This window comes from Lampropedia puyangensis (genome assembly GCF_004833285.1).
GTDB lineage: Bacteria > Pseudomonadota > Gammaproteobacteria > Burkholderiales > Burkholderiaceae_C > Lampropedia > Lampropedia puyangensis.
The window spans coordinates 1-6,643 of record NZ_STFG01000043.1 but is presented as its reverse complement, the minus strand read 5'-3'; the positions used below and the strand labels follow the sequence as shown (position 1 = coordinate 6,643).

Genomic DNA, 6,643 nt, shown 5'->3' with positions numbered 1-6,643 from the left:
TGACGTTTTATAGCAGGGTTCTGAGAGGTTCCCAAAGGGGATACGTACAAAAACTTGGACTGTTTTTTAAATCATCAATCCAAGGCTCTTGCGGTACTCAACGGGACTGAGTCTGTTAATTTCCATGCAAAACTGACCCACCCTGATGCTTGATCCGTAAGGCCACAAGATGTGGATAAAGCTTTATTTTTCTCTTTCTTTGTGGTGGTGGGCTGAGTTGCACTACTGTGCTTGAAACGGAAGCTATCGTTGCCTGTTTCGAGAATATGACAGTGATGGGTCAAACGGTCCAGTAGCGCGGTCGTCATCTTTGCGTCTCCAAACACACTCGCCCATTCGCTAAAGCTGAGGTTGGTGGTTATGACTACGCTGACTCTTTCATAGAGCGTTGAGAGTAAATGGAACAGCAATGCTCCACCAGAAGAGCTAAAAGGCAAATATCCAAGCTCATCAAGGATGACCAAGTCTGTGCTCAGCAGCCGGTGAGCTAGCTGCCCAGCTTTGCCTTGGGACTTCTCTTGCTCCAAGGAGTTGACCAGCTCAACGGTTGAGAAGAAACGCACTCGCTGTCGATGGTGCTCAATTGCTTGAACCCCTAAAGCGGTAGCGATATGGCTCTTGCCCGTGCCTGGCTCGCCAACTAGTACGACGTTGTGTGCATTGTTCGTAAACTCACATCGGTGCAGGCTTCGCACCAAAGCCTCATTGACTTGGCTGTGAGCAAAGTCAAACCCTGCCAGGTCTCTATAGACAGGAAACTTGGCGACCTTGAGTTGGTACGAAATAGAGCGTACTTCACGTTCGGCACTCTCGGCTTTGAGCAGTTGGGAGAGCAAAGGGTGCGCTGCTTCAAATGCTGGGTCAATACAGCTTCCAGCTCCTGCCAGGACATGCGAGTAGAGGTTTGGCAAATGATCCAAATGGGATTTTTATATTAAGGGTGGTAAATTGAAGAATATTGATTTTTTTTTAAATGATTTCGCCCCGATTACTACTAGCATGGCATTCTTTGAAGTTGATGCGAAAAGTTTTTCGGAGAATGTTTTTAGACGGTTAAGAAAAATCAATGATGATTGGAATTTTCCTTGGGAGGTTGAGGTTAATCGAGTTAATGGTGATTTTGAATGCAAGCTGCAGGCATTGTTGCCTCTATCTAATCAATATAATAATTTTTTAATTACCAGTACGAAGTCTGGATGGGTGCTTTATTTGAGTAATAATTTTATTAATGGTACGGATGTTCATTCGCAGCCAAGTTATTTTTCTAGGGAGTGGCGAATTAGAAATTTAAGTCTGGTTATGGTTGAAGATGTCCCAAGTAAAAAGCCTGGTTCTTTTCAGTTTGTTTTAAGAGATGGTACATCTGGGAGTTTAAAAACTAGGAGTGTTGTTGCTCATAAAGAAAGTAGATGGGAGTTTGAAGAGTATGGGGATCCCTTGCCTTTTGAGCTTCTTGATAAATACAAATCAAGAAAAATTAAGGATAGACTGGATTCTGAGATGATGGAGTTTTATTGTAAGCATTTTGGGATAAGTCTATTTGATACTGATTTTTATGCTGGTGAGGCTTGGCTTATTAAAACTTATCCATTGCCGCAAGCTAAATATATGAATAATTTCCCCAATAGGTGAGTGGATTTTTAGGGAAACTCTCCAAAAGGTTGGTCACATCGGTTGATGTCTGTGGGATATTTGGAATTATGATAGAGTCGTGAATTCGACTGATGCTGTACAAGGCATGGCCAGTCTATTGGTAAGTTTTAGCTGTTGCCAATAATTCAGGTAACCTCGACGGAAAATCTTAGTTCTTTCAGGTAGCAGCAATCGAACCATTGCATCAGGTTTGCTAAGGTAGTCAGCAATGATCCACATACCATCCCGAAAAGCCTGCTCACGCCCCGTAAACGTGCCTAAACCACACACCAGTAGTGAGGCCTTGTGATCGCTTGTATTGCAGTTGAAATGCAATCCTAGGTCATCCGTGACAAGGTGCTCCCAATACTCGCCTAATATGCGTCCAATCTTGGCATCGTTGCAGACCACATTGCCATCAAAGAAAAAGACGCTATGGGCATGTAAGCCTTTGTCTTTGCCATGCTCAAACTTCACAGCATAGCCAACAAAGCTATCGGCAAAGTTCTTCTGCACGTACTGCAGCTGACGCTCCCAGTCGTCCTCAATGCGCCTCTGCGGTAAAACAGTTTTGCTGACAAATTGGTTGTAGCCAAAATCCACTCGCACCACCATCAGCTTGCGATAAATGTGTTTCAGGTCAGTGGCGTACTGGTACAGCGAATCTCTGCTCTTTTGTTGGCTACGCCTAGTGTTATCCAGCTTGGAAAGAAACACAGGATCATTAAACACTGATTGCAAACAAAGCAATATTGATTGCACTGCAACATGATCATCAGTGTAGATGCCTTGATTCGGGCGTTGATGGTGGTTGGATAGGTGCAGGTACAGAACACGCAATGCATAAGCGTAAGCGCTGCTTGATTGATTCAGTATTTTCAAGTCTAACTCTTCTTCTGGTTCATTAATGAACTCATGCCATATCTTATTGGTGAATATAACAATTTTTGAATTATTAAATATTGATTTTATTTTTCTTGAATTAAATGTATTATATATTTCTGAAATGCAAATATTAATATTCTGAATGAAATTAAAATAAGTCAATGAATATTCTTCACGAGTAGGAAAGCATGGTTGCATATTTATCATAATTACCTCTGGCTATTTGTTTTGATTTATTAATAACATAGACTCCTATGGAAGGCTGATAAGAATCGACCTTTTTACAGTCATAAAAGCTAACTTTTCCACAATAAAAATGAGAATCGATATTATTTTTGAGCAAGAAGATAGTTCCGGATATTGCGCATGAGTGTATTTCATCGTCATAAGCGATGCGAAAGCTGCGAATTTCGCAACTTTCGCTGCCGTTATGCACTATTGGTAGCGCGAATTCGGGTCGTACCTTGGAATCTGTGCTGACACATGAGGGTGAAAGAGGACAACCTTTTTTCGAGCCAGCTGGTTAAAACCAACCACTTGCCAGAATGAAAGAAGCTCCAAGGCAGCATCGAGTTGCGCTACAGGTCTTAAGGGACCTGATTTTTCCAAATGGGATTTTTCAAAATAGACTTGCCCATTCAGGTTTTTTGCCAAACCCCAAAATCCCTGAGTCATGCCCAACGTCGCTTTGTCAGCAAGAAATGTATTCAAGCGTATTGCGTCCTGCCTGGTACTTTCTTCATGACTGAGAACACCGAAGAGTCGCTTAAAATTAAGCAAATATTTAATGCAGTGATCACGAGCGCATACCGCCGATTCAAAGTCGATGTCACCAGGCTTTCCGCAGAAATAGTGAATTAGTGCAGCGAGACGTGAAAGGTTGTTTGCGATTTTTGAGGCGCAATCCCTTATGTCCGAAAAACAGCCATATTGCCCCAGTTGGTCTTCAACGTTGTTGTAAAACTCAACCCATATTTGCTGTGCAGCCGGGGAGAAGGAAAGTAATTCGCGATCTTTTGGAATATTGCTCAGAAGCTCAAGCTCACGCGCATGAAATTGCTTAAGCGCATCGTCTTTTTTTGGCAATCCAACCTCGGTCGGGTGAATTTGACGCATACCTTGCCTCGATTTTGGCTCTACCACCAGGAATCGGGCGAGCAACCCCGATAAGCGTGCGACTCCACTATGTTTACCAAGGTACCCGCGCAACACACCTGGCTGCATCATCAGCGAGATTGTGAGACGTGGCGATGCCACATACCACGAGGGTTTATTGGCTCTTTCAACATCGATGGGTCTGCCGTCCCATATTGCAGAAAGTGTAGGTAGGGAGTCCGCATTGCGAGAGCTGAATAATCCCATGGATTCTGACAAAATCAATGCGGCGTTAGCGTTGTTTTCCGCCATGCCTTTTTGCAGTGCCGATACTGACACGTCGCGATAAAGAAATCGGGTGGCTTTTTGTTTTTCAGGCTCAGAATCGATTATTTGTGCCAAGCAATTTTCGATCTCTTCTGTGGCGATAGACTCCTTTAATGCATTCCCAAAATCACGCTCTAGTTGCTTCCGTTTGGCACGCCAAATAATCTGCTCTCTGTCATATTCTTTCTCCGAAGCAATCGAACCTAAACGATTTCTGCTATCGATTTCGAATATAGGCTTGAAAAGCTGATTCTCTACGGCTGTTTTCCTGTCCCCGGATTCTGCACTGGTCATCAGGTAAACTGAAGTCGGACTCCTTCCTCCACCTGGACAGTTAACGTCCACATGATGCTGGCAACAGATGGACATTGCTGCAAATATGCCAGAGTATGCTATTTCAGGTGGTGCTTTAACACGATCAATTATTTCATTTGCCACCTCATTAAGAAATGCGCGATCCATTTTTATCGATCGATTAATATCGAGATAGGGGGCATTTTTCAAAATTATCATTTTGCACCTCCTGAAGCTTGATCTGTTTGCTTGGAGGAAATCCACGCGTTTACCTCAGAGAGACGCCATCCGATCACGCGGCTGGATAAACGAATTCGTTTTGGAAAATCTTTTTTATACCGAGGAGATTTGGGGTCAAGCCAATCGTATAAAGCAGATCGTGAGATATTTAAAAGTCGTGCGCAAGCCACTGCGCGGATCATTTGATCAAATGTGGAGCTAGAGTATTTTGTGCTCATGGAAAATCCTGAGCGCACAGTCGTTTGCCTGACCAGCCAAATGATGCGCCAAAACGTGAAATTGAGCGGATTTAGCAAAGCTAGCGACCGCAGGTAACGCAATATCTTTATCGCAGCAACGAGTGCTGTCTTTATTGAAGCGCGGCACGCAGAGGTGCTGCCACTTTATCCAGATCGACCACAGATAGTAATCTGCGTCGTCTTCTACATTGCGTCACCGATGTCAGGGTCAGTGATGAGATGGTGCATTTGCGCTTTAACTCGCGATCGCCCGTCTCTTGCTCTATTCGACACTAAAAATTCGCTTTGGAACCGTGCCTAGTGCGACCAGTATTGCAGCGGTCGGCTTGTTTAATGTCCCCGCAAGTGGACCGGAGATCCCACTCCGATGGGTCATCATACCGCTCACTCGGAACTGAAGTCAAGCGCTTGCATTCTGCCCGTACATATCGCAGCGCTAGATTATGGGAGAGTGGAAAGAAATGCCTCTTGGATTGGCCTGCTGCCTTTGAGCGGAGCGTGGCAAAAGTCTGCCCAATCCTGCATCATCTGCCTGCGTTTTTCCAACGCATCTCCACGTCGATAAGCGGCCTCAACCTTATTGGTGAGTGTGTGGGCCAGTGCCTGCTCAGCAACGTCACGCGGGTAGTTGGTTTTCTCGCCTGCCCAGTCCCGAAAGGTTGATCGGAAGCCGTGTGGCACAGCGTCTACCTCCATGCGGCGCATGACCGCCAACAATGCCATGTCTGAGAGCATGCCAGACTTGGTGGATGGAAAGATGTATGGGCAGTCCACCAGCCTTGGTATTTTTTTGAGGAGATCGATGCACTGACGACTCAATGGCACTCGATGTTCGCTGCCGGCCTTCATCCGTTCTGCTGGAATCACCCATATTTGCTTATCGAAATCGACTTCGTCCCAGGTAGATCCCCTGACTTCACCACTGCGAGCGGCACAGTAGATCGCAAGCTCTAATGCTCTGGGCGCAATGCCTTCACGCTTGCGTAACTCAGCCATGAATGTGGGCATGTTGTCGATTTCAATGGCTTTATGGTGGATCACCTTCTGGATACGAGTCGGTGGTGCAAGCAGCTTATCCAAATGGCCTTTCCAACGGGCTGGGTTGTCGCCGTCACGGTAATGTCTGACAGTGGCCCAATCGAGCACACTTTCCATACGGCCACGAATACGAGTGGCAGTCTCTGTCTTGGTTTTCCAAATAGGCTCTAATACTTGCAGCACATGCGTTTGAGCTACGTCTTTGACCATGAGCTTGCCCATCACAGGGAACACATAGGTCTCCAGGGTTGATGTCCATTGCGCACGATGTTTGGGATTTTTCCAGCCATCACTATGTGCATCGATATAGGACTGTGCTGCTTGTGCAAAGGTGATCTCTGTTGCCTGTTGGGCTTGCAACAGACTCTTTGCCTGTTTGCGCTGTGCAATCGGATCGTTGCCGTTGATGATTTCATCTCTGGCTTGGCGTGCTTTTTCCCGTGCCTGAGCCAATGGGACTGTGGGGTAAGCACCGAGTCCCATATGCCTACGCTTGCCTGCAATCATGGTTCGAAGAACCCAAGACTTGGCTCCATTAGGCGTAATGTAGAGATATAAGCCAACTACGCCACCAACAGGATGATGGCCTGACTCACCCAATCGGCTGATATCAAGTGCGCGCAGTTCTTTGGCGATTTTTGGCATGATTCGAGTCCTATGTAAGGATTCATCGATCACAGTCTGACAGTTAGAATCCGATAAAATTACCCAATATTCTATCTACCATCCAATCTACCATAAAAAATAAACTCGGACAAAACCTTGTTATATCGAATTGGACTGAGAAGTCATTCAACCTATTGATATAAAATGAATTTATGATACTTATTCGACTGCATTGGAGTTCAAATCAACGGACTCCCTCTCCGCCAATAAAAAAACATAAATCATTG

General features: G+C 45.2%; 6 protein-coding genes. 1 reads left to right on the top strand and 5 read right to left on the bottom strand.

Annotated features, from left to right (window positions below):
* Positions 1–74: 74 nt before the first annotated feature.
* A complete protein-coding gene (istB, locus tag E9531_RS17160; RefSeq protein ID WP_244610169.1) occupies positions 75–887 on the bottom strand; it encodes an IS21-like element helper ATPase IstB in 813 nt (270 codons plus the stop codon).
* 61 nt (positions 888–948) lie between these two features.
* Here istB and E9531_RS17155 point away from each other — a divergent pair, with 61 nt between their 5' ends.
* Entirely contained in the window at positions 949–1,632 is a 684-nt protein-coding gene (locus E9531_RS17155; protein ID WP_211343483.1) for a hypothetical protein, read from the top strand.
* Between the two features lie 66 nt (positions 1,633–1,698).
* Here the strand turns inward: E9531_RS17155 and E9531_RS17150 are convergent, their stop codons facing one another.
* From E9531_RS17150 to E9531_RS17135, 4 genes are all read right to left on the bottom strand, one after another.
* The gene (locus E9531_RS17150) at positions 1,699–2,514 is read right to left on the bottom strand and encodes a YagK/YfjJ domain-containing protein (RefSeq protein ID WP_158291838.1); all 816 of its coding nucleotides are present in this window, start codon (positions 2,512–2,514) and stop codon (positions 1,699–1,701) included.
* Positions 2,515–2,952: 438 nt separating this feature from the next.
* Positions 2,953–4,452 carry a YfjI family protein gene (locus tag E9531_RS17145; protein ID WP_136574993.1) on the bottom strand — a complete coding sequence of 500 codons (1,500 nt, stop codon included), beginning with the start codon at positions 4,450–4,452 and terminating at the stop codon, positions 2,953–2,955.
* Positions 4,449–4,655, bottom strand: a complete 207-nt coding sequence (locus tag E9531_RS18010) for a helix-turn-helix transcriptional regulator (RefSeq protein WP_136574996.1) — start codon at positions 4,653–4,655, stop codon at positions 4,449–4,451. The genes E9531_RS17145 and E9531_RS18010 overlap by 4 nt, the downstream gene beginning before the upstream one ends.
* Positions 4,656–5,153: 498 nt before the next feature.
* Positions 5,154–6,395, bottom strand: coding sequence for a tyrosine-type recombinase/integrase (locus E9531_RS17135; RefSeq protein ID WP_136574992.1), 1,242 nt, complete (start codon positions 6,393–6,395; stop codon positions 5,154–5,156).
* Positions 6,396–6,643: the final 248 nt, after the last annotated feature.

Bases quoted from the DNA above. Each gene is read 5' to 3' on its own strand.
- E9531_RS17135 (WP_136574992.1), bottom strand. From the start codon at position 6,395: ATGCCAAAAATCGCCAAAGAACTGCGCGCACTTGATATCAGCCGATTG.
- E9531_RS17145 (WP_136574993.1), bottom strand. From the start codon at position 4,452: ATGATAATTTTGAAAAATGCCCCCTATCTCGATATTAATCGATCGATA.
- E9531_RS18010 (WP_136574996.1), bottom strand. From the start codon at position 4,655: ATGATCCGCGCAGTGGCTTGCGCACGACTTTTAAATATCTCACGATCT.